Below are 25,477 nucleotides of genomic sequence, written 5' to 3'. Positions count from 1 at the left end.
TCGGCTGATAGAGAAAGCCAATCGCGAGCATCAGGTTTGCCAATGAGCCATCGGCCAAGAGAGTGGGTAGGATTCACTTCATCAACTTACCAACCCCTGACGGAGAATCAACGATGCCTATCATCAACAGCCAAGTAAAACCGTTCAAAGCGACCGCCTACAAAAACGGCAACTTCGTAGACGTGTCTGACGCTGACCTGAAAGGCAAATGGTCCGTAGTGTTCTTCTACCCGGCCGACTTCACCTTCGTTTGCCCGACCGAGCTGGAAGACCTGGCTGACAACTACGCCGAATTCCAGAAGCTGGGCGTCGAAATCTACAGCGTTTCCACCGACACCCACTTTGCCCACGCTGCCTGGCACAACACCTCGCCAGCCATCGGCAAGATCCAGTACACCATGATCGGCGACCCAACCCTGACCATCTCCCGCAACTTCGACGTGCTGATCGAAGAAGCCGGCCTGGCAGACCGCGGTACTTTCGTGATCAACCCAGAAGGTCAGATCAAGATCGTTGAACTGAACGACGGCGGTGTTGGTCGTGACGCTTCCGAGCTGCTGCGCAAAATCAAAGCCGCTCAGTACGTCGCTGCCCACCCAGGCGAAGTGTGCCCAGCCAAGTGGAAAGAAGGCGAAGCCACCTTGGCTCCGTCCCTGGACCTGGTCGGCAAGATCTAAGTCTGTGACACATCAAGGGCGGGATTCCGCACCTAAGTAAGCTGCAACCGCCCTCAAAAACGCCCGGGCGAGATTCGCTCGGGCGTTTTTTTTACCAAATTCAAAGGAATCGCCCGTATGTTGGACGCCAATCTTAAAGCTCAGTTGAAGTCATACCTGGAACGGGTCACCCAGCCGATTGAGATCGTCGCCTCCCTCGATGACGGCGCGAAATCCCAGGAAATGCTTGCACTTTTGCAGGACGTAACCAGCCTCACCACGCTGATTACCCTGAAAACCGAGGGTGACGATGCGCGCAAGCCCTCGTTTTCCATCAATCGCCCGGGTGCCGAGATCAGCCTGCGTTTTGCCGGCATCCCCATGGGGCATGAATTCACTTCGTTGGTGTTGGCCCTGCTGCAAGTCGGTGGCCACCCGTCGAAGGCCAGTGTCGAAGTGATTGAACAGATTCGCGCGCTCAAAGGCGAGTTCAGCTTCGAGACTTACTTCTCGCTGTCATGCCAGAACTGCCCGGACGTGGTCCAGGCGCTGAACCTGATGGCCGTGCTGAACCCGAACATCAAACATGTGGCCATCGACGGCGCGCTGTTCCAGGCCGAAGTCGATGAGCGCCAGGTCATGGCCGTGCCAAGTGTCTACCTCAACGGTGTGAACTTCGGCCAGGGCCGCATGGGCCTGGAAGAAATCCTCGCCAAGCTCGACACCAGCGGTATCGAAAAAGCCGCCGAGAAGATCAGTGCCAAAGCGGCATTCGATGTGCTGGTGGTCGGCGGTGGCCCGGCCGGTTCGGCGGCGGCTATCTACGCTGCGCGCAAAGGTATCCGTACTGGTGTGGCGGCCGAGCGTTTTGGCGGCCAGGTGCTGGACACCATGTCCATCGAGAACTTTATCTCGGTACAGGAAACCGAAGGGCCGAAACTGGCCGGCGCGCTTGAAGCTCATGTGCGTCAGTACGACGTGGACATCATGAACCTGCAGCGTGCCAGCAGCCTGGTGCCGGCGAAAAATGCCGGTGACTTGCACGAAATCCGTTTTGAAAGCGGTGCGACGCTCAAGTCGAAGACGGTGATCCTGGCTACCGGCGCCCGCTGGCGTGAAATGGGCGTTCCGGGCGAGCAGGAATACAAGGCCAAGGGCGTGTGCTTTTGCCCGCACTGTGATGGCCCGCTGTTCAAGGGCAAGCGCGTAGCGGTGATTGGTGGCGGTAACTCCGGCGTCGAAGCGGCCATCGACCTGGCCGGCATCGTCAGCCACGTTACCTTGCTCGAGTTCGACAGCAAGCTGCGGGCTGATGCTGTGTTGCAACGCAAGCTGTTCAGCCTGCCGAATGTCGACGTGATCACCAGCGCACTGACCAGTGAAGTTAAAGGCGATGGCCAGAAAGTCACCGGCCTGGTGTACAAGAATCGCGACAATGGTGAGTTCACGACCATCGGCCTGGAAGGCATCTTTGTGCAGATCGGTTTGTTGCCCAACACCGATTGGCTCAAAGGCACCGTCGAACTGTCGCCCCGGGGCGAGATTATTGTCGATGCGCGTGGCGAAACGTCACTGCCGGGTGTATTCGCTGCCGGTGACGTGACCACTGTGCCGTACAAGCAGATCGTGATTGCGGTGGGCGAGGGCGCCAAGGCTTCGCTGAGCGCGTTCGATCACCTGATCCGGACCTCGGCGCCGGCCTGAAGTCCGCGCCGTAAATAAAAAACCCCGTGTGTAAACATGGGGTTTTTTATTTCAGGATGGTTTCGGTAGCGTATTTTGCTGGGCTACGCCACTGCCCGATACACAAGGTCTGCACCTTCAGTGCGGGTTTTATTTCTGAGACATCACCTCAAACGCTGCCGGGTATCGGTTGCCCGAGATGTTTTCGGGCGAGAACGTCGCTTCGAGCCAGGTGCATTCCTCTTCGGTCAATTTCAGGCGGGTCGCGGCGACGTTCTGCTCCAGATGTTCGAGGCGTTTCGCACCGGGGATCGGAATGATGTCGTTGCCCTGGGCCAGCACCCAAGCCAGGGCGACTTGCGCAGCGCTCACTCCTTTTGCGGCGGCGATTTCTTCGATCACGCTCACCAACCTGCGGTTTGCCTCGACGTGCCCAGGCTGGAAGCGCGGCAGGTTGTGTCGGAAATCTCCCGCTTCCAGCGTGGCGGTAACGGGCGCCTTGCCGGTCAGGAAGCCGCGGCCGAGCGGGCTGAACGGCACGAAAGAAATGCCCAGCTCGCGGCAGGTGTCGAGAACGCCATTGGTTTCGACATCACGCGTCCACAGAGAATATTCGCTCTGTAACGCGGTGATCGGGTGGATGGCGTGGGCTCGGCGCAATGTCTCGGCAGAGACTTCGGAAAGGCCGATCGCGCGAACCTTGCCCTCGGTGACCAGTTCGGCCATTGCTCCGACACTCTCTTCGATGGGCACCGCTGGGTCGACACGGTGCAGATAGTAAAGATCGATGACGTCGGTATCGAGGCGCTTGAGCGAAGCGTGCGCGACGGCCCGGGCATTTTCGGGACGGCCATCCGTTCCGGTGATTTCACCGAAATCGTTCCGATCCCGGTTGTAGATGAAGCCAAACTTCGTCGCGATGACCACGCGTTCCCGATACGGCTTGAGCGCCTTGCCCAGAAGTATCTCGTTGCGATACGGGCCATAAACCTCGGCAGTATCGAAGAAGGTTACGCCAAGTTCGACTGCACGATGCAGTGTCTGGATTGAACTGGTTTCATCTTGGACGCCATAGGCCTGGCTCAGTCCCATGCAGCCCAAACCGATGGCCGAGACGTCGATTTTGCCTAATTTGCGATGTTCCATAACGTGTTCCTCTGTGAAGTTAGCCGGAATACGAACAGGGTAGTGCGAGCGACTAGCGCTGATAATCCGTGCAAGCGAGATTGTGTTGATCTAAAATTTAGAACAATGGACAGAACACAGCTTTCCCAACTCGTCGTTTTCGTCGCCGTCGCCAAGACAGGCAGCTTTCGCGCGGCGGCCGATCAACTCGGCATCGCGCCTTCTGCGGTCAGCCATGCGGTCTCCACGTTAGAGGGCGCCTTGGGGCTGCGCCTATTGGCAAGGACCACACGCTCGACACGCCCGACAGAGGAGGGCGAACGCCTTCTGGCACGGGTCACAGGCCCCCTCGCCGAAATCGAAACCGGGTTCGCGGAAGTTACGGAGGATGCTGTTGCGCCTTCTGGTCCCTTACGGATCACGATGCCGCTCCTCGCTGTCCAGGAAGTCATCATGCGTCGACTGCCGGCATTCGTGGCGCTCTATCCTGCGATTGAGCTCGACATTCGCGTTTCGGATACGTTTGAGAACATAGTCGAGGAAGGGTGTGACGCCGGGATCAGGCTCGGGGAGAGCCTGGAGATCGACATGATCGCGGTACGTGCTGGTGGGGCACGGCGCGGCATGATCGTTGGGGCCCCGGCTTACTTCGCCGGGCATCCCAAACCTCTGCACCCCCGCGACCTGGCCGCACACAACTGCATCCGCCGCAGGTTCCAGAGTGGCCGTATCTACCGCTGGGAATTGGAGCGCGACGGGCATGCCGTCAGTGTCGGGGTGAACGGCAATCTGATCCTGCCACAGCAGGAACTGATGAGGCAGGCCGCCCTCGACGGCATTGGGCTGGCTTTTTTGTTTGAGGAAAGCGTTTTGGCCGATGTCCGCGCAGGCAGGCTGATTTCCGTCATGGAAGAATGGTGTCCACCCTTCGATGGCTTTTATATCTACTATCCTTCCCGGCGACTGATGCGTCCTGCATTGCGGGCCTTCATAGAATTCTTCCGTTATGGAGAGTCTGCGTAACACGCCATTCGTGGCACGCTTGGGGATTGCGCGATGACGTCCGCCGGCCTGGGTCGTGTCATTGCGATTGCCGGGGCCTGGTTCTGACATGCCCACGCGTGCAACCGCTGCACACCCATATGGCCCCCAGCCCACCAAAGCGCCAGTGCTTCAGTGAGCGGAGGGCTGCGCCGTGTAGGTTTTCTTGGCGTCTCATGTCCTCACGCTAGGCGTGGCATCGGACATTTTGATGGCGTCGGATTTTTACAGCGGCGTGGGCTGAATGATCTCAACCCAGTAAGCGTCCGGGTCCTTGATGAACGCCAGGCTTTTCATGCGGCCATCGCTCAGGCGCTTCTGGAAGTCGCAGCCCAGGGCTTCGAAGCGCTCGCACGCGGCCACGATATCCGGCACCGAAATGCAGATATGGCCAAAGCCGCGTGGGTCGGTGTTGCCGTTATGGTAGGCGAAGTCGGCGTCGTTTTCGGTGCCGTGGTTGTGGGTCAGTTCCAGGATGCCTGGGATCGAGTTCATCCACTGGGTACGCTCGGTGGCGTCTGCGGGGATCAGGGCCTTGTCCACCAGTGCGAGGAAGTACAGGCTGAATTCGGCTTCCGGGAAGTCGCGCTTTTCGAGCAGCGAGAACCCGAGGACGCGGGTGTAGAAATCCAGGGATTTGGTGATGTCCTTGACCCGCAGCATGGTGTGGTTGAACACGAAGTTCGACGTGGCGGTGTCAGGCTGGGCGGTGACGCCCGGGAAAGTGTTCAGATCGTGCAGGCTCATGGGCCCTCCAGAAAAAATGGGGCAAACGCGGCGTGAGATGAGAGGTGCGTTCCCTTGGCTTGCGGCAAGCATTCGTGCGGCTGGGCCATGATACGCAAGGCCCGCCCGCCGCGCCAAATGAAAAAGCCCACGCAGGCCTTGCGAGCCGCAGGGGCTGGGCCGCAAACTTCGGCGCTTGAACCTGGGATGTTTTTGTAATGAGCGAATGTCGTACAGCGTTGTTGAGCACGTTGTGTTTGTTATTGGGTAGCCCTATGGCGCTGGCGGCCGAACCGGAAATTCACTGGCCCAGCGGCTGGCAAATCGAAGAAGTGGAGCCTGCCGGGGAGACGCCCGCCAACACTCAACCGGTGTCTCGGCAACGGGCAATCAAGAATGATGAAAATGGCGCGACAGTGATGGTCATGGAGTTGACGGGCACGCCGATCGAGGCCGGGCATGCCGTCAATCTTGAGGGCGTGTTACTGGAAATGCGCAAGTCCATCCAGAAAGACTTTGCCCAGGGCGGCTATCAAAGTGTGTGCAGCAAGATGCATCCTACAACATTGAGTCGTCTTGAGGCGCTGGAAACTACTTGTGTGATTACCGAGAACGGCCGCCACGTACTCTCGCAAACATTGGTGGGCGCTGTTGATACCGATAAAGCCTTTGTTTTTTCATACGCAGGCCAGGCGCAAGCATACGAAGCGAGCAAGGATGAAGTCCGTTCGGTGCGCGACAGCCTGAAACTTTGAAAAGGCCCCACAGTAAGCGTTTTTGAACAAAGTGAAATGTTATTTAAGTTCGCATTCGAACGTTTAAACAAAAAAAGCCCCGCTGTTGCGGGGCTCTTTGCAAGTGCGTTGTCGATCAGCCGCGAAGCCAGGAATCTACAGTGGCAGCGCCGTACTGTTCTTTCCAGGCTTTCAGGCCGCGGTGGTTGCCGCCTTTGGTCTCGATCAGTTCGCCGGTGTGCGGGTTCTGGTAAACCTTAACCACGCGTGCGCGACGCTGTTTTGGTGCGGTGGCGACCGCTGCGGCCTTGCCTGGGTTAGGGTCAAGGATGGAAATGATATCGCGCAGGCCCTTGCCATAGCTCTTCATCAACGCTTGCAGCTTTTCTTCGAATTCGATTTCTTTCTTCAGGCCAGCGTCGTTCTTCAGGGATTCCAGCTGGGCAAGCTGCTCTTGAAGGGCTTTTTCTGCTGCGCGAAATTCGGCGAGTCTGGACAAAATCTTTACTCCAATAGTGTATTTGGCTGATATCAACTGCAGATAACGCTATAAGCCAAGAGCTGTAAGGCGACTCAAGAAAGAAGCCTTCCTGCGAGTTCTGCACAGGTATGAAAAATTGTAGTAGTTAATCCGTCACGAGTAAATCATGTCTTTAGCTAATTAACACTCTTTCATCGGCGCGGTAGATGGCTATTCAATGGCTGATCAGGGATTTAATGAACTCATCGCAGGGCAGCGGGCGCCCGAACAGGTAACCCTGCAGGAAATCCACGCCTTGTGCCGCCAGGTATTCACATTGCTCGATTGTTTCCACGCCTTCGGCAACGATGCCCAAGTCGAGCTTGCCGGACAGCTCTATGATGCTGTCCAGAATATGCCGCGAGAGAGCATCTACACCGATCATGGCGACAAAGCTTTGATCGATCTTCAAGTAGTCGACATTGAAGTTGCGCAAGTAGGCCAGGCTGGAGTGACCGGTACCGAAGTCATCGATTGCAATCATCACACCCAGTTCATGCAGCGCATCGAACAGGCGGCGGGTGATGTCCGTAGGGTTGATCAGCTCGCGCTCGGTCAGTTCCAGCACCAAGGTTACCTGGCCAGGCGGGAAGGCCGCGAGAAACTCGCGACAGTCCTGCACCAGGGCCAAGTCCTGGCAATGACGCGCGGTGATATTCACGCCGATATGGAAGCCACGGGGAAAACGCTCGGCATGCGGCGCCAGTTGCGCTGCCGTCTGGCGCAGCAGCGCGCGCGTCATGGGTACGATCAGGCCGCAATCTTCGGCCAGCGGAATGAACAGGTCCGGCCGCACCAGGCCTTCCTTGGGGTGGTTCCAGCGCATCAAGACTTCGCAGCCGGCCCACTCGCGCGTATCGCCGCGTACCACCGGCTGGAAATAGGCGACGAACTCATTGGCACCCAGGGCCCGTTGCAGCTCGTGGGTCGGGGCCGACGAGCGTTTCTGCAGCCAGTGAGCCAGCACGCCCGCCAGTACACCGAAGAACACCACCAGGCTGAACAGCGCCGGGTAACGCTCTTGCATATAGCGCCAGGTTTCCCCGGCCGGCAGGCCGGCGTCGACACTGTAGTGATAACGCGGCGACACCAGATGGTGATGGGCCACGGCAAATACCGGTAGCGCCGTGTCCTGCACCTTGCCGTCAGCGCCCATCCAGTGCGGCCCGACCTGCAGGACCAGCTCTGCGTGGCGGCTGATCAGGCGCAGGGCGTTGGTCAGGTGGTAGCCGTCAATCGACGCAAAGGCGCCTTGATCGCCGTCGACCAGGCGGTATACCAGCAGCGCGGTATCCGGTGTGACCGGGTTGCCATCCATCAACCACAAGCGCCCATCGACATAATCGCCCGGGTTGACCTGCGATTCATAACCACCGCCGAACAAGGAACTGCAATAGATGTTTTTCTGCCAGGACAAGGTGGTTGCCCGGACAAACGGCCGGCGCGTGACTTGCTCGCGCAGTGCCAGCTGCACGCCGCTGTCACAGGGCTGGCCGGCCAGTGGCAGCAAGGCCTGGGCGGCGAGGGCGGTGTTGTCGAGCATCAGGTCGAACTGGCGCACCGCTTCCTGGGCCATCTGCGCGGTACTTTGTTGCAGCGTGCGTTCAGCCTGCCAGTGCAGGATGAGTATGCCCAGGCCGATTGGCAGCAGCGCGCTGAGTGCGCTGATCAGGTAGCGGGTGGCGCGTTTTTGCGGGCCGTTGACGGTCAGGGGCATGGGGCGAACGGTCTGTGGTGGGAGGCGGAACGCCGCAAGGCGCAGGATTAACTCGATGATAGATGGCCGGGCTCAATTAAGCTCGCCGCGGCAGAGAAATCCACGCTTTGTGCAACTTGAATAAAGGCCAGGGTCGCCGGCGTCGACTGGCGTTGATCCAGCACCGCCAGGCCAACTTCGCGGCTGACCGGCGGCGACAGCGGGCGCACGGTGTAGCGCGCATCCGGCGTTTCGGGCAGCGACGCCTGCGCCACCACGCTGACGCCGTCGCCGCGACTCACCGCCTCCAGGGTGCTGAGCAATTGCGAACAGCGATAACGCACATTCGGGGTCAACCGGGCGCTGTCGAACAGTCGCGAGACCAGTTCCAGCGAGCCGGCTTCGGTGAGGATGAACGGGTCGGTGCACAGCGCCTTCAGTGCCACGCAAGGGCGTTCGGCCAAGGGGTGGGCGGCGGGCAAAAGGGCGACCATCTGGTCTTTGAACAGCGCAAACGTATCGAATCGCTCGTGCTCCAGTACCACAAACCCGACGTCGATACGCCGCTCATCCAGCCATTGGATCACTTGGCGATCCGGGCCTTCGTCGACATGCACTTCAATGCCCGGATGCTGCAGCCGATAGCGCTTAAGAATGCGCGGCAGCAGGCGATTGGATGAGGTGGGGCCGAAAGAGCCGATGCGCAGCGTACCGCGTTTCATCCCGCGCGCGTCGCAGGCTTCCTGCTGCAAGGTGTCGGCCACGCCGAGCAACGTGCGGGCGCGCATCAGCAGTTGCCGGCCGATGTCGCTGAGCTCGATTGGGGACTGATGGCGTCGAAACAACTCCACCCCCAGCTCTTGCTCCAGGGCTTTGATCGCATGGGACACGGCAGACTGACTGATCCCCAGGCGAAGGGCCGCACTGGTGAAACCTTGCAGTTCGGCGACCCGCGAGAATATTTCCAATTGCGTGAGGGTCATGAGTATTTACTCATTTTACGATGAATGATCATTAGCTGGAGGATACGCCAATCCTACAGGCCACAGAGCAACCCGCCGATGACATCTTCCCCCGACCGCTCGACTTATCTGAAGCTCACCGCTGTGACCATGATCTGGGGCGGGACCTTTGTGGCCGGCCGCTACCTGGCGGCCGACCTTGACCCGCTGCTGGCCGCGACCCTGCGTTTTCTATCGGCGAGCGTTGCACTGTTGCTGTTCATGGCCTGCGCACGCGTGCGCCTGACTCGCCCTGACGCCAGGCAATGGGTGCGCCTGGCCGTGCTGGGTTTTTTCGGCATCTTTTTCTACAACCTGTGCTTCTTTTACGGCCTGCATTACATCAATGCATCGCGAGCCTCCTTGATCGTGGCCCTAAACCCCGCAGTGATCGGCGTGGCTTCATGGTGGCTGTTCAAGGAGCGCCTGGGCGCGGCCAAGTGGCTGGGGATTGCCTTGTGCCTGGTCGGCGCGGGCACGGTGATTGTCAGCCGCAATCCCCAACTGCTGCAGGCCGCAGCCAACGCGTGGGTCGGCGATTTACTGATCTTCGGCTGCGTGGTGGGGTGGGGCGTGTACTCATTGTGTTCCCGTGAGCTCAATCACAGCCTGGGCGCGTTGCAAACAGTCACGTGGTCGATTCTGCTGGGGACAGTAATGCTGACGGCCACCACCCTCATCAGTGGCAGGATCAGCCTGAATGCGCTGGCCGCCGTGCATTGGCCGCAACTGTTCAGCCTGTTGTACCTCGGGGTGCTGGGCTCGGCGCTGGCGTATATCGGCTGGTACGACGGCATCCGCCGAATCGGCGCGACCCGCGCCGGTGTGTTTATCGCGCTGAATCCGCTGACCGCCGTCATTTGCGGCGCGGTGTTGCTGGATGAGCGACTGACTCTGCCGATGCTGTTGGGCGGCGCGGTGATCCTGCTCGGTATCTACCTGTGCAACAAACCCCTTGCTCCGAGCAGGCCAATGGGGATTTGATAAGAGTGCGGACAAACACTGTTACGCTGTGTAGAATCGATTTACGCATACAAGAATATGGACTTGCGCTCACGCAAGCCTCAGCCGTCAGAGACTGATGTACCCATGAAGCTACTCGGCTCCCCCCTCATCTTCGGTGACTTCCTCGCCCGCAGCGTGCGAGGTCTCTCGTGTGCGCCTCCCTCCCACTTCATCCTTGCTGGCAATTGACATCCGTTCATCCCAAGAATGAAGAGGCGCCGAAAATGGCTGACCAATACGAAAACCCAATGGGCCTGATGGGCTTTGAGTTCATCGAATTCGCATCACCCACCCCAGGCACCCTGGAGCCGATCTTCCAGATCATGGGCTTCAGCAAAGTCGCGACCCACCGATCCAAGAACGTTGACCTGTATCGCCAGGGTGAGATCAACCTGATTCTCAACAACGAACCCAACAGCATCGCCTCCTACTTCGCGGCCGAGCACGGCTCATCGGTGTGCGGCATGGCGTTCCGTGTGAAGGACTCGCAAAAGGCCTACAACCGCGCCTTGGAACTGGGCGCCCAGCCGATCCATATCGACACCGGGCCGATGGAGCTGAACCTGCCGGCGATCAAGGGCATCGGCGGCGCGCCGTTGTACCTGATCGACCGTTTTGGCGAAGGCAGTTCGATCTACGACATCGATTTCGTCTACCTCGAAGGCGTAGAGCGCAACCCGGTCGGTGCCGGCCTCAAGGTCATCGATCACCTGACCCACAACGTGTATCGCGGGCGCATGGCCTACTGGGCCAACTTCTACGAGAAACTGTTCAACTTCCGTGAAGCGCGCTATTTCGATATCAAGGGCGAGTACACCGGCCTGACCTCCAAGGCCATGAGCGCCCCGGACGGCATGATCCGCATCCCGCTCAACGAAGAGTCGTCCAAGGGCGCCGGGCAGATCGAAGAGTTCCTGATGCAGTTCAACGGCGAAGGCATCCAGCACGTGGCGTTCCTCACCGACGACCTGGTCAAGACCTGGGACGCATTGAAGAAGATCGGCATGCGCTTCATGACCGCGCCGCCGGATACCTACTATGAAATGCTCGAAGGTCGCCTGCCGAACCATGGCGAGCCGGTGGACCAACTGCAAGCGCGCGGCATCCTGCTCGACGGTTCGTCCATTGAAGGCGACAAACGCCTGCTGTTGCAGATTTTCTCGGAAACCCTGATGGGCCCGGTGTTCTTCGAATTCATCCAGCGCAAGGGTGATGATGGCTTCGGCGAGGGCAATTTCAAGGCGCTGTTCGAGTCCATCGAGCGTGACCAGGTGCGCCGCGGTGTACTGAACACCGACTGATCACCTTCTCGTCACAACAAGCCCGGTCGAGGTCGCCTCTGCCGGGTTTTTTTGTACGCCAGGTGTGAGGAACTGTATTTCGAACCGCGTCCACAAAGATGGCAGGGCCGCAGGAAACCTCCTGTGCCTTGATGCAGGGATGCCGAACTTCAGTAGTCACGTCGGGATACATTTTATGATCAATACATCCTATGCAAGCCAACATCCGCTTACCCCTTACGCGCAAAACGAGCCCGCAGTGTCCACTCGCAGCATCCGCTCGACCAGCGACTCGGACCCAGTCGACCAGGCGTTTCAAAACTACATGGACCGCATACAGTCAGAGTTCCGCGACGGTTCGCTGAGTGCCGGCGGGCGAGCGCTGGCGACTGCCGTCGTAAGGCCTGGCAAACCGGGAGCACCCGGTGTGCAGGTGTCGACCTTTGCCGTCGATGGCGCGCAAGCCAAAGACATCGTCATGGCCAAGCGCACGCCGGCGACCGCCGAAGGGCCGAACTTTCTGATGTATTTGCCGGAGCAAGAAGGTCAGTCGTTTCACGCATTCAACACCCGTGAAGAAATGACAGCCTCGCTCAAGGCGGCGCTCAGCGATCCAAAGAAGGTGGACCAGCTTGCCGCACACTTCTCCAGTGACGCGGCGCCAAAGCAAGTGGAGCGGGTCAAGCAGGTGCTGGGGAAATTTGCCGCTGGCGATATCAATGCGGTGGTCGGCAGTTATGGGTATGAGAAGGGGGACATCTTTACGCGTCTGGACAAAGACGCCAGCACCCCGCCGGTGCCCGTCAACGGCCTGACCGACACGCGCCTCCACAGCCTGTCGCCGGATGGCAAGGCCACCTACATCGGGACACGCGAGGATGGCAATAAGGTGATTTACAATTATGACGCTTACGGCAACCTGCATGGCGGTAGCAAGGATGGTCTCTACTTAGTGCGTAACGGGCTGAACAATAACGACCCGCTCGTACTGATGACGCCTCAGGAATACAAAGCGGATGTCGGCAATCTGATCCTGAGCAATGTGGGCGCCAATGATCTGAATGGGCTCTACGGCGAATTCCTCAAGCAGCTCAGAAACCCAGGCCATGGCCTGGGGACGGCGCTGGAGGCGTTGGGCGTTCCTGAAGACGTGGCTTATTCTATCGAAAAAATCGCCAAGAACCCGGTCACAGGCACGTTGCTCGAGCTGAACCAGGGCAATCGACTGGGCAATCTGTTTGGCGTCAAGAAAGAAGTGATGGATGCCTCCCTGGAAGAGGTAGGCAATCAAGTGCAGAGCGACATCCCGTTCTACGGCTCAGGGCGCGAGCGACTGAACGCCTTGGCCGACATGTTGGAAAAGCAATTCGGCACGCCTGTTCAGCCAACAGTCCAGGTGCAAACCCGCTGAATGGCGGCGCAGCCCTGAGCAGGAGGGCATGGATGCGCCCCACGCTCTCGCGCTTATGCCCTGCGTTGGCGCACCAGGTGCTTGAAGCCTTCGTACACCAGCACCATCACCGCCAGCCAGATCGGGATGTAGGTCAGCCATTCGCCCGTCTTGATACCTTCACCCAGCAGCAACGCCACCCCCAGCAGCAGGACCGGCTCCACATAACTGAGCAACCCGAACAGGCTGAATGCGAGCAAGCGGCTGGCAATGATATAGCTCACCAGCGCCGAGGCACTGATGACGCCCAGCATCGGGATCAATGCGTACAGTTTCGGATGGGCCGCCATCACCGCAAAGCCCTGTTCGCCGCTTTGCACAAACCACCAGGCCACCGGCAGCATCAGCGCCATGTCCAGCCACAGCCCGCCCAAATGGTCGGTGGTCAGGTATTTGCGCACCACGAAATAGACCGGGTAGCCGATGATCACCACCAGCGTGGCCCAGGAAAAACCACCGGCCTGATACAGTTCGTTAAGCACCCCAAGGGCTGCAAAAAACACCGCGATCTGTTGCAGCCGCGACAAGCGTTCGCCGTACACCAGGCGTCCGGTCAGCACCATGGTCAGCGGCAGCAGGAAATAGCCCACCGACACATCCAGGCTGCGCCCATTCAGCGGCGCCCACATGAACAGCCACAATTGCACGCCGAGCAGCGCCGAGGACACCACGATGCCGCCGATCAGTCGCGGCCTGGCCGCCAGCATCCGCAGCACGTCCCATACCCGTCGCCATTCGCCGCTGATGAGCATGAACACCGTCATGCACGGCACGGTGAGTAACATGCGCCAGCCGAAAATCTCCAGGCCACTCAAGGGCGTCAGCAGCGACGTGAAGTAATACATCACGGCAAACAACACCGAAGCCAAGACCGATAACACAACACCTTTAGACACGCTGTCCTCGCGAAAACCGTTGGATACAAAAGAGGGGGGATTTCAGCAGGGGAATATAGTGCTTTTGGCGTCAGAAGGTGGCTCTGTTTTGGGGCGTTTCATCCAGGTTTGCTCACTGCCCTCGGCAGAAGGGCAGTGAACTGCGATTTTCCGGGGGGTTACGTGCGTGCCATGCGGCCCGACACAAAGTGACCGACATCATTGAAGCCCGGGGTGGACGAGTGCCCCGGCGTCACCAGCGAGTCGATAAAGGCCTCGTCCTCAACCGTGAGCTTCACATCCAGCGCGCCGGTGTACGCATCCCACTGCGCTTCGGTGCGCGGGCCGACAATCGCAGAGCTGACGGCCGCGTTATTCAGTACCCAGGCGATTGCGAATTCGACAATCCCCACGCCACGTTCTTTGGCGTATTGCTGGATTTGCTGGGCAATGCGCAGCGACTCGACCCGCCATTCGGTTTCCAGAATACGCTTGTCCTGCCGCGCGGCGCGGCTGCCGGCCTCGGGCGTGGCATCGGGTGCGTATTTTCCGCTGAGTACGCCACGGGCCAGTGGGCTGTAAGGCACCACGCCCAAGCCATAGGCGGCTGCGGCGGTGATCTGTTCGATCTCGGCCTGGCGATTGACGATGTTGTACAGCGGCTGGCTGATCACCGGCTTGTCCACGCCCAGGCGCTCGGCCACGCAAATCACTTCGGCAATGCGCCAGCCGCGGTAGTTGGACAGGCCCCAGTAACGGATCTTGCCCTGGCGAATCAAGTCGCCGATCGCCGATACGCTGACCTCCAGCGGGGTGTTGTGGTCTTCGCGGTGCAGGTAGTAGATATCCAGGTAGTCGGTGTCGAGGCGGGTCAGGCTGGCTTCCAGTGCATTGAAAATACGCTTGCGGCTCAAACCGCTGCGGTTGGGCAAACCGTCCGGTGGGCCAAAGCCGACCTTGGACGCCACCACCCAATCCTGACGCTGGCGGGCGATGGCTTCACCGACCAGCTCTTCCGAACGTCCGCCTGTATAAACGTCGGCGGTGTCGATGAAGTTGATGCCCTGGTCCCAGGCCTTGTCGATGATGCGCAACGAGTCTTCGGTGTTGGTCTGTTCGCCAAACATCATGGTGCCCAGGGTCAAGGCGCTGACCTTCAACCCGGATTGGCCCAACGTGCGATAAATCATGCAAAGCTCCTCAAATCAGGAAAACGTGTGCCATGCAATACCAGACTCGCAGGCTCTGGGACAAGCCCTGGGCGTGTTTCTTCATACGCTCAGCAGCGTCCGGCAACGTGTCTGGAGGAAGCGATGCAACACTTTCACCCGTTCCGACACTTGCAGGCGATGGGGGCACATCAGATTGAAGGGCGTGGGTTCGCCCTGCCAGTCGGTCAACAGCGGCACCAGGCGCCCGGCCTGAATGTCGCTGGCGATATCCAGGTTGGCTTTATAGGCGATGCCATGCCCGGCCAATGCCCAGCGCCGCACGATTTCGCCGTCATCGCTCAAATAGTCGCCCGTCACCTCGACTTCCTGCAGCTCGGCGCCTTGGCGGAAGTACCAGGTGTTGTTGGCCCGCCCCTGGCGCATGTAGCGCAGCGTATTGTGATGCGCCAGTTCTGCCGGCGTGCTCGGTGCGCCATGGCGCGCGAGGTAGGCGGGGCTGGCGCAGGCGATGCGGCGGTGGTCCGGCACCACTGGCAACGCCACCAGGCTGGAGTCACGGGGTACACCGAAGCGCAGGGCGATGTCGACAGTTTCGCGGAACAGGTCGGCGTTACTGTCGTTCAGCAACAGTTGAACGCGGATGTTCGGGTGCTCCAGCTTGAACTCATCCAGCCAGCCCAGCAGCACGTTGCGCCCGAAATCCGAAGGCGCGGCCAATTGCAGCCAACCGCTGAGGCTTTGGCCTTGTTGCTTGATCGCCTGTTCACCTTCGGACAGGGCTTCCAGGGCCACGCGCACGCTGTCCAGATATCGCCGGCCTTCCTCGGTCAGGCGCATGCTGCGGGTGGAGCGCGCCAGCAGCCGTATGCCCAGGCGGGTTTCCAGGCGCTTGAGCGCAATACTCGCGGCGGCCGGGGTGAGGCTGAGGCTGCGCGCGGCCGCCGACAGGCTGCCGGTGTCGGCGCTGCGCACGAAGACTTCCAGGTCGAGAATCGAGCTCATTTGTAAAAATCCTTTAAATATCTTGTCGTTTTACCGGGATTTTTTGCTGATTGCCAAGCTGGGAAGATGAACGCTCATTTTTTGACCCAGGATCTTTCTCCATGACCCATTCCCTCAGCGGTAAAACTGTCATCGTTATCGGCGGCAGCAGCGGCATTGGCGCGGCAGTGGCCAAGGCGGCAGCCGCGCGTGGCGCACAGGTGGTGCTGGCCGGACGGCGTGTGTCCTCCGGCGTCGATAACGGCGTGCGCAGCGAACCGGTGGACGTCACCGACAGCGCCTCCCTGCAACGCCTGTTCGAAGCCGTGGGGCACTTTGATCATCTGGTCTATACCGCCGGCCCGTCGGTGCGCGCCAAGAACCTGATCGACACCGACCTGGACGAAGCCCAGGATAATTTCAACGTTAAACTCTGGGGTTCGTTGCGTGCGATTCAACGGGCGCTGCCGTTCCTCGACGAGCACGGCAGCATCAGCCTGACCTCCGGTCAACTGGGACGCAAATTGGCGCCCGGTCAGTTCATCAAGACCGGTATCAATGCCGCCACCGAAGCGCTGGGCAAGCAATTGGCCAAGGAGCTGGCACCGCGTCGGGTGAATGTGATCAGCCCTGGCGTGATCGACACGCCGGCGTATGCCGGGTTGGACGACACGCAGCGCCTGGCGATGTTTGCCAAGGTGGAGGGCGCATTGCCAGTAGGTCGTGTCGGGCAGGCCGACGAAGTGGCGGCGGGGTTTGTGCTGGCCATGGAAAATGGCTTTATGACCGGCGCCGTGATCGATATCGACGGCGGCGGCCAGTTGTAAATCCCCAACCCAGAGTAGGAGCAAGCCTGCTCCAACTGTCAGACTTTGAGGGTGCGGGTCATACGCAGTGCCAACACACTGCCGCCGACGATCACCGCCGCCAGCAGGTACAGCGCGATATCCGTGGACCCGGTGGCATCCTTCACAAAGCCGACGATGTACGGGCTGAGGAAGCCGGCCATCTGGCCCATCGAGTTGATCAACGCCAGGCCACCTGCCGCCGCGCCCGCACTGAGCATGGCGGTGGGCACCGGCCAGAACATCGGCAGGCCGGTGAGGGCGCCCATGGTGGCGATGGTCAGGCCGAGAATGGCGATGGCCGGGGTGGTGGCGAAATTCACCGCGATCACCAGGCCCAGCGCGCCCATCAACATCGGCACTACCAAATGCCAGCGCCGCTCCTTGCGCAAGTCGGCGGAGCGGCCCACCAGCAACATGAACACCGCGGCCAGCAGGTAGGGAATTGCGCTGAGCCAGCCGATCACCAGGTTATCGCTGAAACCCAGGTTCTTGATGATCGACGGCAACCAGAAGTTGATCGCGTAGACGCCGCTCTGAATGCAGAAATAGATCAAGCCGAACGCCCAGATCGCCGGGTTCTTGAACACTTCGGCGAGGGAATCGGTGGTGGTTTTCGGCTTGTTCGCCAGGTCAGTCGCGTGGTCGGCTTCCAGCATTGCGCGCTCATGCGGTTGGAGCCATTTGGCGTTGGCAAAACTGTCGCTGAGCAGGAAATAGGCGAGGGCGCCCAGGATTACGGTCGGGATGCCTTGCAACAGGAACATCCACTGCCAGCCGGCGAGCCCGCCTTGGCCGGCGCCGAAGTGGTTGAGTATCCAGCCGGAAAACGGGCTGCCCAACAGGCCGGACACCGGAATCGCCGACATGAACAACGCCATGATCCGCCCACGGCGGAACGTCGGGAACCACTGCGAGAGATACAGCACCACACCGGGGAAGAAGCCGGCTTCGGCGGCACCGGTCAACAGGCGCAACGTATAGAAATGCGTCGGCGTGGTGACGAACAGCAGGCAGGTAGACAGCGCGCCCCAGACGATCATCATCAAGGCAATCCAGCGCCGCGGACCGAACTTGGTCAGCGCCAGGTTGCTCGGCACGCCACACAGCACGTAGCCGATAAAGAAGATCCCGGCACCCAGGCCGTACACGGTTTCGCTGAACTTCAACGCATCGAGCATCTGCAACTTGGCAAAGCCAACGTTCACCCGGTCAAGGTAGTTGAACAGGTAGCAGATAAAAATGAAGGGGATCAGGCGCAGGGTAATGCGCTTGTAGATGGCGTTTTTATCGTCATCGGTGGCCAGTGGTGCAACGGCGCTCTGTGACATGGGAGTCTCTCTTTATTATGATTTTTTGCGATGCGAGGGTAACGTTGATCGCCCCATGAGTCTCGGCCACCTGGCGGGGTGCTGTCTTTGTGCTCGCGCACAGTGAAGCATCCTTTGCGCTGTGCCGATGAACAACCGCCGCTTTCAAGGAAATTAGCCCCATGTTCGAGCTGGATCATGACCTGGCGCAGGATATCGTCGATCGCACCATGGCGATCCTGCCGCATAACGTCAACGTCATGGACAGCCAGGGCCTGATCCTCGGCAGCGGCGAGCCGGAGCGCATCAACACGCGGCATGAAGGCGCGCAACTGGTGTTGGCCAACGGCCGCGTGGTGGAGATCGACGGGCAGACCGCCAAGCACCTCAAGGGCGTGCAACCGGGCATCAACCTGCCGTTGATGCACGACCAGCGCCTGATCGGCGTGCTCGGCATTACCGGCGAGCCGGAGGGGCTGCGCACGTATGCCGAACTGGTACGCATGACCGCAGAAATGCTGGTCAGCCACCGGCATCAGCAAGCCGAGCAACAATGGCGACGCCAGCGCTGCGACGATCTGTTGGCGTTGCTGCTGGCCGACACCGGCGACTCGCCACGCCTGGTGGATGAGGCGCAGCAACTGGGGCTCAAGCCGCAGATGGCGCGCACGCCGTATCTGTTCGAGTTGGGGGCGGGGCAGACGGCGGAAGCGCTGAGCGCCTGGTTGACGTCGCGCTATCCGGACAGCTGGTGCGTCAGCTCCGCGCAGTATTCGCTGCTATGGTGCCGGCCGGCGGCGGTGCCGGTGGACAATCCGCGCCTGCTGGAAAAGCTCGAAGGCCTGGGCTGGACGATTCTGCGGGTGGCGGTCGGTGGGCAAGCCGATGGCTTGGCGGGGTTGCGTCGTTGTTATCGACGCGTGGGCGACCTGCTGGCCTACGGCCGCGATGTCCTGCCGCATTCACGGCTGCTGACCCTCAACCGCTATCGCCTGCCGGTGATGCTCTGGCGGCATCGCAACGATGATGCCCTGGACGAATTGCTCAACCCGCTGCGAAAAGTGCTGGCCAAGGACAACAACGGCCAACTGCAGGCGACCTTGCGCAGTTGGTGCGAACACGACGGGCAAAGCCAGGCATGCGCCGATGCGCTGGGCATTCACCGCAACAGCCTGCGCTACCGCATGGAACGCATTGCCGAACTCAGCGGGGTCGACCCGTTGACGCTGGATGGCATGCTCGCGCTGTACCTTGGCGTCCAGCTGCTGCCCCAGGTTTTGTCGGAATGACCAACAAGCCGGGTTCGCACTTGTGCATCGGACCAGCGTCATTGCCGCTGCCAACTGGCAGCATGGGCGGCATAAAAACCGGAGAACGCCCATGAAAATCATCATCGCCCCCGATTCGTTCAAGGACAGCCTGAGTGCCGAAGGCGTCGCCCAGGCCATTGCCGAAGGCTTGGCGCAGGTCTGGCCGGATGCACACGTGGTCCAGTGCCCGATGGCGGACGGTGGTGAAGGCACGGTGGAGTCGGTACTCGCCGCCTGCCAGGGCGAACTGCGGCACCAGTCGGTGAAAGGTCCCTTGGGCGCTGCGGTTGACGCGCATTGGGGCTGGCTGGCCGACAGTCACACCGCACTCATCGAAATGGCCGAAGCCAGCGGCCTGCAATTGGTGGCGCCGGGGCAGCGCGACGCGTGCTCCACGACCACTTTCGGCACCGGCGAACTGATCCGCGCGGCCCTGGACGCCGGTGCCCGGCGCATCATCCTGGCGATTGGCGGCAGTGCCACCAACGATGGCGGCGCAGGCGCGATGCAGGCACTCGGCGTGCAGTTGTTCGATGCCGAGGGTCACCCTCTGGCACCGGGCGGCCTGGCTTTGGCCCGCCTGGCGCGGATCAGCCTGGAACAACTCGACCCGCGCCTGGCCCAGGTGCGCTTTGAAATCGCCGCCGACGTGAATAACCCGTTGTGCGGCCCCCATGGCGCCTCGGCGATTTTCGGCCCGCAAAAAGGCGCCGATCCGCAGCAGGTCGAACAACTCGACGCGGCCCTCGGCCATTTTGCCGACCATTGCGCCAAGGTCCTGCCCAATGACGTGCGCGACGAACCCGGCAGTGGCGCCGCCGGCGGCCTGGGGTTCGCCGCCAAGGCCTTCCTCGGGGCGCAGTTCCGTGCGGGGGTGGAGGTGGTCGCCGAACTGGTCGGCCTCGACGAAGCGATACGCGGCGCCGACCTGGTGATCACCGGTGAAGGTCGTTTCGACGCCCAGACGTTGCGCGGTAAAACACCCTTCGGCGTGGCGCGCATCGCCCAGCGGCACCAGGTCCCGGTGATCGTGATCGCCGGCACGCTGGGTGAAGGCTACGAGCAGATGTACGCCCACGGCGTGGATGCAGCCTTCGCCTTGCCGTCCGGGCCGATGAGCCTGGAGCAGGCCTGCAGCGAGGCACCGCGCTTGTTGCGTGAGCGAGCGGCGGATGTTGCGCGGCTGTGGCGCCGCGCGGCGGGGTCAAGAACCTCGGCTTAGTCCCGTAACGCGAACGCCACCGCTGCCTGCGCATGCAGCACCGTGGTGTCGAGCAGCGGCAGGTCGCTGTGTTCGGGTTTGATCAGCAGGCCGATTTCCGTGCAGCCCAGGATGATTGCCTGGGCGCCGCGTGCGGCCAGGGATGCGATCACGCGCTGATAGACCTGGCGTGACGCCTCGCTGATCACGCCGACGCACAATTCCTCATAGATGATCCGGTGGACGGCCTGGCGCTCGTTCGCATCGGGCACCAGCACGTTCAGGCCGTGGGCGGCCAGGCGCGAGGTGAGAAAGTCCTGTTCCATGGTGAACGCGGTGCCGAGTAAACCCACGGTCAGGGTGCCGGCGGCGACGGCCGCGGCACCTGCGGCATCGGCAATATGCAGAAAGGGAATCGACACCGCCGCTTCGATCCGCGGCGCCACCAAATGCATGGTGTTGGTACACAGCACCACGCACTCGGCCCCCCCTGCTTGCAGGCGGCGCGCAGCATCCTCGAGGATCAGCGCGGCGTCGTCCCAGCGTCCGGCATGCTGGGCCTGTTCCACCGGGCCGAAGTCCACGCTGTACATCAGCAGTTGCGCCGAACGCAGCGGACCGAGCTGGTTGATGATGCGCTGGTTGATGATGCGGTAGTACTCGGCGCTGGACTCCCAGCTCATGCCGCCGATCAGGCCGATGGTGTGCATGCGATGCTCCTGACAAGAAATATCGCATCACCTTACCCATCGGCCGCCGAATAGTCATACGCAGTTGCGCGCCAAATCAGCGGAGCAGTTTCACATATCCAGATTGCCCCAGCCCGGCCTGGCTTGCTCCGCTGCCACCGCGTGGATCTGTTTGCCGGTGGCCAGCTCCACCCGGCGCGCCACCTCCGGGTCGTCGGCGAACGGAATCAAACTGGCCTCATCCAGCGTCTCCTCGGATTGACCGCGCAAACAGTACTCCACCGCGCCATACAGGCACACCACCATCAGAAAGCTCCACATCAGACGATCCTCGCGTCAAGCTGCGCGACCCGCAAGTCGGCAACCCGCACCGTGCGCCAGGTGTTGTAGGCCATCAGCAGCATGCCGCTGAGAAACAACACGCCACCGGCAAAGCGCACCACAAACCCCGGATGGCTGGCCTGCAAGGCCTCGACAAACGAGTAGGTGAGGGTGCCGTCATCGTTGATCGCACGCCACATCAGGCCCTGGGTAATGCCGTTGACCCACATCGAGGCGATGTACAGCACGGTGCCGATGGTCGCCAGCCAGAAGTGCAGGTTGATCAGCGTCACGCTGTGCATCTGCTGGCGGCCGAAGACTTTCGGGATCATGTGGTACAGCGAGCCGAAGGTGATCATCGCCACCCAGCCCAACGCGCCGGCATGGACGTGGCCGATGGTCCAGTCGGTGTAGTGGGAGAGGGCGTTGACGGTCTTGATCGCCATCATCGGCCCTTCGAACGTCGACATGCCGTAGAACGCCAGCGACAACACCAAAAAGCGCAGGATCGGGTCGCTGCGCAACTTATGCCAGGCGCCCGACAAGGTCATCATGCCGTTGATCATGCCGCCCCAGCTCGGCGCGAGCAGGATCAGCGACATCGCCATGCCCAGCGACTGCGCCCAGTCCGGCAGCGCCGTGTAATGCAAGTGGTGCGGACCGGCCCAGATGTACAAGGTGATCAGCGCCCAGAAATGCACGATGGACAGGCGATAGGAATACACCGGCCGTCCGACTTGTTTCGGCACGAAGTAGTACATCATCCCCAGGAAGCCGGTGGTCAGGAAAAAGCCCACGGCGTTATGCCCGTACCACCATTGCACCATCGCATCGGTGGCGCCGGAATACACCGGGTAGGACTTGAACCAGTCCACCGGAATCGCCAGGTGGTTGACCACATGCAGCATGGCGATCACCAGGATGAACGCGCCGAAAAACCAGTTGCCCACGTAGATGTGCCGGGTCTGGCGGCGTACTACGGTGGTGAAAAACACAATGGCGTAGGCCACCCACACCACCGTCATCCATACCGCGCCGGAGAATTCGATCTCGGCGTATTCCTTGGTGGTGGTGTAGCCCAACGGCAGGCTGATCAACATGATCACGATGACCGATTGCCAACCCCAGAAGGTAAATGCGGCGAGCTTGTCGGAAAACAGCCGCACCTGGCAGGTGCGCTGTACCGTGTAATAACTGGCGGCGAACTGCGCGCTGCCGGCGAACCCGAAGATCACCAGGCTGGTGTGCAACGGTCGCAGTCGGCCAAAAGTCGTCCAGGGCAAATCGAGGTTCATTTCCGGCCAGACCAGCTGCGAAGCGATCCACACGCCCATGGCCATGCCCACCACGCCCCAGACGATGGTGGCGATCACGAATTGGCGGACGACCTTGTAGTTATAGGCCTGTCCGATTGTTGCTGTGCTCATGCTCAGTCCTCCCACGGTTCCAAGTGGCGGGCACTGTAGGAAGTGTGGGTAAAACAAAACAGACTCAGAAAAAGCTGATTACTACGGATCAGTTTATTCGGCGTGAAAGCACGGCTTATAGCCCATCTGATCCGCTTTTTAAGCCTGCACCTGAATCTTTAATGCCCTGCGCCGCAGGCGCATAGTCGCCCCCCTAGAAGCCGCGCCCTGGGACGCGGCCAACCCTGATGAGGCGGTGATATGTACCAGTACGATGCATACGACCGGGCGCTGGTGTTCGAGCGCGTGGCGCAATTTCGTGATCAGGTCGAGCGTTTTATCGCCGGCGACTTGAGCGAAGAAGAGTTTCTGCCCTTGCGCCTGCAGAACGGCCTGTACCTGCAAAAGCATGCCTACATGCTGCGGGTGGCGATTCCCTACGGCACCTTGAGCGCCGAACAGATGCGTACCCTGGCCAGCATCGCCCGCGACTACGACCGTGGCTACGGCCACTTCACCACCCGGCAGAACCTGCAGTTCAACTGGATCGAGCTGCACCAGGTGCCCGACATCCTCGAACGCCTGGCCCAGGTGGACATGCATGCGATCCAGACCTCCGGTAACTGCGTGCGCAATATCACCACCGAAGCCTTTGCCGGGGTCGCGGCCGACGAGCTGCTGGACCCGCGCCCGTTGGCGGAGATTCTGCGCCAGTGGTCGACCATCAACCCGGAATTCCTGTTCCTGCCGCGCAAGTTCAAGATCGCCATCTGCTCGGCCCGCGAAGACCGCGCGGCGATCATGATGCATGACATCGGCCTGTACCTTTACCGTGATGACCAAGGCGAGATGCTGTTGCGCGTGATGGTGGGCGGCGGCCTGGGCCGCACGCCGATCCTCGGTTTGCAGATTCGCGAGGGCTTGCCGTGGCGGCACCTGCTGTCCTACGTCGAGGCGGTGTTGCGCGTGTACAACCGGCATGGCCGGCGGGACAACAAGTACAAGGCGCGCATCAAGATCCTGGTCAAGGCGCTGGGGATCGACGCGTTTTCCCAGGAGGTGGAGGAAGAATGGCAGTACCTGCGCGATGGCCCGGCGCAGTTGACCGATGCCGAATACGCGCGCGTGGCGTCGGCCTTCGTACCGCCGGCGTATGCGTCGCTCAGCGATACCAGCCTGGCCTACGGCACCGAACTGGCCGACAACCCGGGCTTTGCGCGCTGGGTCAGCCGCAACGTCATGCCGCATAAAGTCGCGGGCTACGCCAGCGTGGTGTTGTCCACCAAACCCGGCATCAGCGCGCCGCCTGGCGACGTCAGCGCCCCGCAAATGGAGGCCGTGGCGGAGTGGGCGGAGCGGTTCGGTTTTGGCGAAATCCGTATCGCCCATGAACAGAACATCGTGTTGCCGGATGTGCCCAAGGAGCATCTGCATGCCGTGTGGCGCCTGGCCTGCGAACACGGCCTGGGCGCGGCGAATATCGGCCTGTTGACCGACATCATCGCCTGCCCCGGCGGTGACTTCTGCGCCCTGGCCAATGCCAAGTCGATCCCCATCGCTCAGGCGATCCAGCAGCGCTTCGATAACCTCGACTACCTGCACGACCTGGGTGACATCAGCCTGAACATCTCCGGCTGCATCAATGCCTGCGGCCATCACCACATCGGCAATATCGGCATCCTGGGCGTCGATAAGAATGGCAGTGAGTGGTATCAGATCACCCTCGGCGGGGCCCAGGGCAAACACAGTTCACTGGGCAAAGTGATCGGCCCGTCGTTCAGCGCCGCCGAGATTCCGGATGTGATCGAGCGCGTGATCAGCACCTTCGTGCGCTACCGCGAAAGCGAAGAACGCTTTGTCGATACCGTGCAGCGCATTGGCCTGGAGCCGTTCAAGGAGCAGGTGTACGCGGAGCAGCCGGCATGAACAATCTGTTGAAGCTTGAGCAGGGGCAGGCGCGTCTGGTGGCGGATGATCCGTGGGTGTTGGTGCGTGACGAGGTGCCGGAGGGCGCTGCGCTGATCCTGCCGCTGGCGTCCTATGCGCCGGGGCATGGCGTGTGGCTGGGCCCGGATGATGAGGTCGAACTGCTGCAGCCCTGGCTCGCCACGCTGCCGCTGATTGCCCTGGATTTCCCCAGCTTTCGTGACGGCCGCGCCTATAGCCAGGCCTATCTGTTGCGCACGCGTATGGGCTGGCGAGGCGAGTTGCGGGCGATTGGCGATGTGCTACGCGATCAGCTCAGCCATATGCGCCAGTGCGGGTTCGATGCGTTTGCGGTGCGCGCGGACAAGTCGGCTGAAGACGCCCTGAAAGGGCTGGCGGGGATGAGCGTGCAGTACGGGCGTAGCGTGATCGAGCCGCGCCCGCTGTTTCGCAGGCGTTAATCATACGGTGAGTTGCCGCATCTGCCATGATCGCGGTTCGCACTACGGCTCACCCGAGGAAAA

The 25,477-nt window shown here is 60.9% G+C and carries 24 protein-coding genes; 12 read left to right on the top strand and 12 right to left on the bottom strand.

What is annotated here, in order from left to right; translation table 11 throughout:
- Window positions 1–113 precede the first annotated feature (113 nt).
- Together ahpC and ahpF are read left to right on the top strand one after the other, a co-directional pair.
- The gene (gene ahpC, locus TU80_RS07565; RefSeq protein ID WP_010210361.1) at window positions 114–677 is read left to right on the top strand and encodes an alkyl hydroperoxide reductase subunit C; all 564 of its coding nucleotides are present in this window, start codon (window positions 114–116) and stop codon (window positions 675–677) included.
- A 117-nt stretch (window positions 678–794) separates the two neighbouring features.
- On the top strand, window positions 795–2,360 hold the full coding sequence (ahpF, locus tag TU80_RS07560) for an alkyl hydroperoxide reductase subunit F (protein WP_057004171.1): 1,566 nt from the start codon (window positions 795–797) through the stop codon (window positions 2,358–2,360).
- Between the two features lie 129 nt (window positions 2,361–2,489).
- Here ahpF and TU80_RS07555 read toward each other — a convergent pair whose 3' ends face one another.
- Window positions 2,490–3,485 carry an aldo/keto reductase gene (locus tag TU80_RS07555; protein ID WP_057004170.1) on the bottom strand — a complete coding sequence of 332 codons (996 nt, stop codon included), beginning with the start codon at window positions 3,483–3,485 and terminating at the stop codon, window positions 2,490–2,492.
- 105 nt (window positions 3,486–3,590) lie between these two features.
- On the opposite strand from TU80_RS07555, the gene TU80_RS07550 reads away from it, so the two are divergent.
- Complete coding sequence (locus tag TU80_RS07550; protein ID WP_046383531.1) at window positions 3,591–4,487, top strand: LysR family transcriptional regulator; 897 nt, start codon at window positions 3,591–3,593, stop codon at window positions 4,485–4,487.
- 243 nt (window positions 4,488–4,730) lie between these two features.
- Here TU80_RS07550 and gloA read toward each other — a convergent pair whose 3' ends face one another.
- Window positions 4,731–5,252: a lactoylglutathione lyase gene (gene gloA / locus TU80_RS07545; protein WP_057004169.1), complete on the bottom strand. Its 522-nt coding sequence runs from the start codon at window positions 5,250–5,252 to the stop codon at window positions 4,731–4,733.
- Window positions 5,253–5,449: 197 nt separating this feature from the next.
- On the opposite strand from gloA, the gene TU80_RS07540 reads away from it, so the two are divergent.
- Complete coding sequence (locus TU80_RS07540) at window positions 5,450–5,986, top strand: DUF4946 domain-containing protein (protein WP_046383529.1); 537 nt, start codon at window positions 5,450–5,452, stop codon at window positions 5,984–5,986.
- A 115-nt stretch (window positions 5,987–6,101) separates the two neighbouring features.
- Here the strand turns inward: TU80_RS07540 and TU80_RS07535 are convergent, their stop codons facing one another.
- The 3 genes from TU80_RS07535 to TU80_RS07525 all read right to left on the bottom strand — a co-directional run bounded on the left by TU80_RS07535 (window position 6,102) and on the right by TU80_RS07525 (window position 9,164).
- Window positions 6,102–6,464: a histone-like nucleoid-structuring protein, MvaT/MvaU family gene (locus tag TU80_RS07535; protein ID WP_017846297.1), complete on the bottom strand. Its 363-nt coding sequence runs from the start codon at window positions 6,462–6,464 to the stop codon at window positions 6,102–6,104.
- A 196-nt stretch (window positions 6,465–6,660) separates the two neighbouring features.
- The gene (locus TU80_RS07530) at window positions 6,661–8,202 is read right to left on the bottom strand and encodes an EAL domain-containing protein (protein ID WP_057004168.1); all 1,542 of its coding nucleotides are present in this window, start codon (window positions 8,200–8,202) and stop codon (window positions 6,661–6,663) included.
- A gap of 47 nt (window positions 8,203–8,249) precedes the next feature.
- Window positions 8,250–9,164 carry a LysR family transcriptional regulator gene (locus TU80_RS07525; protein ID WP_046383527.1) on the bottom strand — a complete coding sequence of 305 codons (915 nt, stop codon included), beginning with the start codon at window positions 9,162–9,164 and terminating at the stop codon, window positions 8,250–8,252.
- Window positions 9,165–9,242: 78 nt separating this feature from the next.
- Here TU80_RS07525 and TU80_RS07520 point away from each other — a divergent pair, with 78 nt between their 5' ends.
- From TU80_RS07520 to TU80_RS07510, 3 genes are all read left to right on the top strand, one after another.
- Window positions 9,243–10,166, top strand: a complete 924-nt coding sequence (locus TU80_RS07520; protein WP_057004167.1) for a DMT family transporter — start codon at window positions 9,243–9,245, stop codon at window positions 10,164–10,166.
- A gap of 245 nt (window positions 10,167–10,411) precedes the next feature.
- Window positions 10,412–11,488, top strand: coding sequence for a 4-hydroxyphenylpyruvate dioxygenase (gene hppD, locus TU80_RS07515; RefSeq protein ID WP_057004166.1), 1,077 nt, complete (start codon window positions 10,412–10,414; stop codon window positions 11,486–11,488).
- 175 nt (window positions 11,489–11,663) lie between these two features.
- Window positions 11,664–12,878, top strand: a complete 1,215-nt coding sequence (locus TU80_RS07510; RefSeq protein WP_234427212.1) for a dermonecrotic toxin domain-containing protein — start codon at window positions 11,664–11,666, stop codon at window positions 12,876–12,878.
- 53 nt (window positions 12,879–12,931) lie between these two features.
- On the opposite strand, the gene rarD is transcribed toward TU80_RS07510, so the two are convergent.
- From rarD to TU80_RS07495, 3 genes are all read right to left on the bottom strand, one after another.
- A complete protein-coding gene (rarD, locus tag TU80_RS07505) occupies window positions 12,932–13,813 on the bottom strand; it encodes an EamA family transporter RarD (RefSeq protein ID WP_057004165.1) in 882 nt (293 codons plus the stop codon).
- Window positions 13,814–13,971: 158 nt separating this feature from the next.
- Window positions 13,972–14,982: an aldo/keto reductase gene (locus tag TU80_RS07500; protein WP_057004164.1), complete on the bottom strand. Its 1,011-nt coding sequence runs from the start codon at window positions 14,980–14,982 to the stop codon at window positions 13,972–13,974.
- Between the two features lie 81 nt (window positions 14,983–15,063).
- Window positions 15,064–15,966, bottom strand: a complete 903-nt coding sequence (locus TU80_RS07495; RefSeq protein WP_057004163.1) for a LysR family transcriptional regulator — start codon at window positions 15,964–15,966, stop codon at window positions 15,064–15,066.
- Window positions 15,967–16,067: 101 nt separating this feature from the next.
- Here TU80_RS07495 and TU80_RS07490 point away from each other — a divergent pair, with 101 nt between their 5' ends.
- A complete protein-coding gene (locus TU80_RS07490; RefSeq protein ID WP_017846288.1) occupies window positions 16,068–16,772 on the top strand; it encodes an SDR family oxidoreductase in 705 nt (234 codons plus the stop codon).
- Window positions 16,773–16,810: 38 nt separating this feature from the next.
- On the opposite strand, the gene TU80_RS07485 is transcribed toward TU80_RS07490, so the two are convergent.
- Entirely contained in the window at window positions 16,811–18,121 is a 1,311-nt protein-coding gene (locus tag TU80_RS07485; protein WP_057004162.1) for an MFS transporter, read from the bottom strand.
- Between the two features lie 161 nt (window positions 18,122–18,282).
- On the opposite strand from TU80_RS07485, the gene TU80_RS07480 reads away from it, so the two are divergent.
- Entirely contained in the window at window positions 18,283–19,389 is a 1,107-nt protein-coding gene (locus TU80_RS07480) for a sugar diacid recognition domain-containing protein (RefSeq protein WP_046489470.1), read from the top strand.
- Window positions 19,390–19,480: 91 nt separating this feature from the next.
- Window positions 19,481–20,632 (top strand): glycerate kinase, encoded by a 1,152-nt coding sequence (locus tag TU80_RS07475; protein WP_057004161.1) that lies wholly within the window; start codon window positions 19,481–19,483, stop codon window positions 20,630–20,632.
- Here TU80_RS07475 and TU80_RS07470 read toward each other — a convergent pair.
- The 3 genes from TU80_RS07470 to ccoN form a co-directional block, all read right to left on the bottom strand.
- Window positions 20,629–21,321 carry an aspartate/glutamate racemase family protein gene (locus TU80_RS07470; protein WP_057004160.1) on the bottom strand — a complete coding sequence of 231 codons (693 nt, stop codon included), beginning with the start codon at window positions 21,319–21,321 and terminating at the stop codon, window positions 20,629–20,631. The genes TU80_RS07475 and TU80_RS07470 overlap by 4 nt on opposite strands.
- 90 nt (window positions 21,322–21,411) lie before the next feature.
- The gene (locus tag TU80_RS07465) at window positions 21,412–21,621 is read right to left on the bottom strand and encodes a cbb3-type cytochrome c oxidase subunit 3 (protein ID WP_046383517.1); all 210 of its coding nucleotides are present in this window, start codon (window positions 21,619–21,621) and stop codon (window positions 21,412–21,414) included.
- On the bottom strand, window positions 21,621–23,048 hold the full coding sequence (ccoN, locus tag TU80_RS07460; RefSeq protein WP_057004159.1) for a cytochrome-c oxidase, cbb3-type subunit I: 1,428 nt from the start codon (window positions 23,046–23,048) through the stop codon (window positions 21,621–21,623). Before ccoN ends, TU80_RS07465 begins: the two co-directional genes overlap by 1 nt.
- 240 nt (window positions 23,049–23,288) lie before the next feature.
- On the opposite strand from ccoN, the gene TU80_RS07455 reads away from it, so the two are divergent.
- Both TU80_RS07455 and TU80_RS07450 read left to right on the top strand, forming a co-directional pair.
- Window positions 23,289–24,953, top strand: a complete 1,665-nt coding sequence (locus TU80_RS07455; RefSeq protein ID WP_057004158.1) for a nitrite/sulfite reductase — start codon at window positions 23,289–23,291, stop codon at window positions 24,951–24,953.
- The gene (locus TU80_RS07450; RefSeq protein WP_057004157.1) at window positions 24,950–25,414 is read left to right on the top strand and encodes a DUF934 domain-containing protein; all 465 of its coding nucleotides are present in this window, start codon (window positions 24,950–24,952) and stop codon (window positions 25,412–25,414) included. Before TU80_RS07455 ends, TU80_RS07450 begins: the two co-directional genes overlap by 4 nt.
- Window positions 25,415–25,477 lie beyond the last annotated feature (63 nt).

The organism is Pseudomonas veronii, from assembly GCF_001439695.1.
Lineage (GTDB): Bacteria > Pseudomonadota > Gammaproteobacteria > Pseudomonadales > Pseudomonadaceae > Aquipseudomonas > Aquipseudomonas veronii.
The sequence above is the reverse complement of the archived record's forward strand: the minus strand, read 5'-3'. Positions and strand labels throughout refer to the sequence as shown.